This is a genomic window from Alcanivorax sp. HI0083 (assembly GCF_001635175.1).
Genome location: NZ_LWFX01001020.1, coordinates 1 through 2,674, shown reverse-complemented (window position 1 = coordinate 2,674; position 2,674 = coordinate 1). Strand labels below are relative to the sequence as shown.

The window sequence follows — 2,674 nt, the reverse complement described above, 5'->3', positions numbered from 1 at the left end:
GCTTTTCTTCATCAACGATGGCTTTCAGCGCCTTGGCAATGCCCAGCGGCTGAACGTCTTCGTCAGTTTCGACCAGGATGGAGCGGTCAGCGCCCAGAGCCATAGCCGTACGCAGCTGTTCCTGAGCGGTCTTGGGACCGATGGAAACGGCAACGATTTCGGTAACCACGCCCTTTTCTTTCAGACGCACCGCTTCTTCTACAGCGATTTCACAAAAGGGATTCATGGCCATTTTAACATTGGCGAGATCAACACCAGTGTTGTCAGCCTTCACGCGAACCTTGACGTTGTAGTCAACGACCCGCTTGATAGGTACAAGAACCTTCATAGGATCCTCGGAATGTTCCATTGGGTGACTTGTAGAAGGAGGCGACATGACGCCGTTGCCGGGTCCACCCCCGCGAAAGAGCCGCTATCTTGAACGCTCGCCCACAGCAGGTCAATAGGCCGAAAATCTGTAAGCAGATGATTTTGCTGCAAATAGACCACACAAAGTGTCCACTTTTTGTGACCTGTCGGTCGGCGATTTTCTTGTAAATCAACCATCTAGCAAGAGATAATCCAAACACTTGTTTGAAAGTGCCCTGCGCCGGTTCAAATGTTGACACAAGTTCGCGTCCGCAGGGCCAACCCCAGTAGTGGTGTGGTTTCTTCTATCTCTATATACTCCGCGCCACCCCCAAGGCTGGTCTCGGTCGGCCATTGAGAAAGGTTTTCTGTTACTGCAAATGTCAGAACGCCTTTCTCAGTGGCTTCCGGGCCAAACACGCAATTGATAGCGAGGAGACAGGCTGTGGAACGCGAATCTATGGAAGTCGACGTAGTCATCGTCGGCGCCGGTCCTTCCGGTCTGGCAACTGCCTGCCGTCTGGGCCAGATCGCCCAGGAAACTGGTCAGGAAATCAGTGTTGTTGTGGTAGAGAAAGGCTCCGAAGTGGGCGCCCATATCCTTTCCGGTGCGGTACTTGAGCCGCGCGCCCTGAATGAACTGTTCCCCAACTGGCAGGAACTGGGCGCCCCGGTGAACACCAAGGTAACCGGCGACGAGATCTTCTTCCTCACCGGCCCGGAAAAGGCACAGAAAGTGCCCAACCTGTTCGTTCCCAAGACCATGCACAACGAAGGGAACTACATTATTTCCCTGGGTAACCTGTGCCGCTGGCTCGGCGAGCAGGCCGAAGGCCTGGGCATCGAAGTCTTCCCCGGCTTCGCCGCCAGCGAAGTGCTGTACAACGAAGACGGCTCTGTAAAAGGCATCGCCACCGGCGATTCCGGCATCGGCCATGACGGCGAGCACAAGCCCAGCTACACCCCGGGCATGGAGCTTCACGCCAAGTACACCATCTTCTCTGAAGGCTGCCGTGGTCATCTGGGCAAGCAGCTGCAGGAAAAATTCAACCTGCGCGAAGGCACCGATCCGCAACATTACGGCATCGGCATCAAAGAGTTGTGGGACATTGACCCGGCCAAGCACCAGGAAGGGCTGGTCGTTCACACCGCTGGCTGGCCGCTGACTGAATCCGGCTCCCCGGGTGGTGCTTTCCTGTACCACATCGAAAACAACCAGGTGGCCCTGGGCCTGATCACCGATCTGGCCTACTCCAACCCGCACGTCTCACCGTTCGACGAGATGCAGCGCTGGAAGACCAACCCGGAAATTAAAAAGCATCTGGAAGGCGGCAAGCGTGTCTCCTATGGCGCCCGCGCCATCTCCAAGGGTGGCCTGCAGTCCCTGCCCAAGATGACCTTCCCCGGCGGCCTGCTGGTGGGCTGTAATGCTGGCACGCTGAACTTTGCCAAGATCAAGGGCACTCACACGGCCATGAAGTCCGGCATGATTGCCGCCGAAGTTCTGGCGGAAGCTCTCAAGGGCGGTCGTGGCAGCGACGAGTTGACCGAGTACAAGGATGCCTTCGACAAGAGCTGGGTTTACGAAGAACTGCACGCGCAGCGCAACTTCGGCCCGGCCCAGCACAAGTTCGGCAACCTGGTCGGCTCCGCTTTCGCCTTTGTGGACATCAACCTGTTCAATGGCAAGCTGCCCTTCACCATGCGCGATACCACCCCGGATCACGCTACCCTGAAGCCGGCTGACCAGAGCAAGAAGATCGACTACCCGAAGCCGGACGGCAAGATCACCTTCGCCAAGCTGGACAGCGTATTCCTGTCCAACACCAACCACGAAGAAGATCAGCCGTGTCACCTGACGCTGAAAGATCCCAGCGTGCCGCTTGAGGTTAACCTGCCCAAGTGGGACGAGCCGGCCCAGCGTTACTGCCCCGCAGGCGTGTACGAAGTGGTGGAAGACGAGAATACGGGCGACAAGCGTTTCCAGATCAACGCCCAGAACTGTGTCCACTGCAAAACCTGTGACATCAAGGACCCCACCCAGAACATCAACTGGGTGGCCCCGGAAGGCACCGGCGGCCCGAATTACCCGAACATGTAATTCCCGTCACGGCTTCCGTGTCACAAACAAAAAAGGCGCCTTTTCAGGCGCCTTTTTTGTTATGGCCGGACTGTCAAACCCTGACAGCCCGGCAAAAAGGGTCAGGCCAGAGGTCTCTGCAGACGCTGGATCACCCGGGCACGCTGCTGCGCACGGTTCTTGCGCAGGCGGTACCAGGCCAGACGAATGCGATAATCAAGCGCATCCATCATCGCCAGCGGAGGC

The 2,674-nt window shown here is 57.3% G+C and carries 1 protein-coding gene and 1 pseudogene; one reads left to right on the top strand and one right to left on the bottom strand.

Translation table 11 applies throughout. The annotated features are described in order from the left end of the window. Positions 1 to 328: pseudogene (locus A3754_RS12730) on the bottom strand (electron transfer flavoprotein subunit beta/FixA family protein); the annotation flags it as partial. Between the two features lie 465 nt (positions 329 to 793). Here A3754_RS12730 and A3754_RS12725 point away from each other — a divergent pair. Beyond that, positions 794 to 2,449: an electron transfer flavoprotein-ubiquinone oxidoreductase gene (locus A3754_RS12725; protein WP_063519991.1), complete on the top strand. Its 1,656-nt coding sequence runs from the start codon at positions 794 to 796 to the stop codon at positions 2,447 to 2,449. Positions 2,450 to 2,674 lie beyond the last annotated feature (225 nt).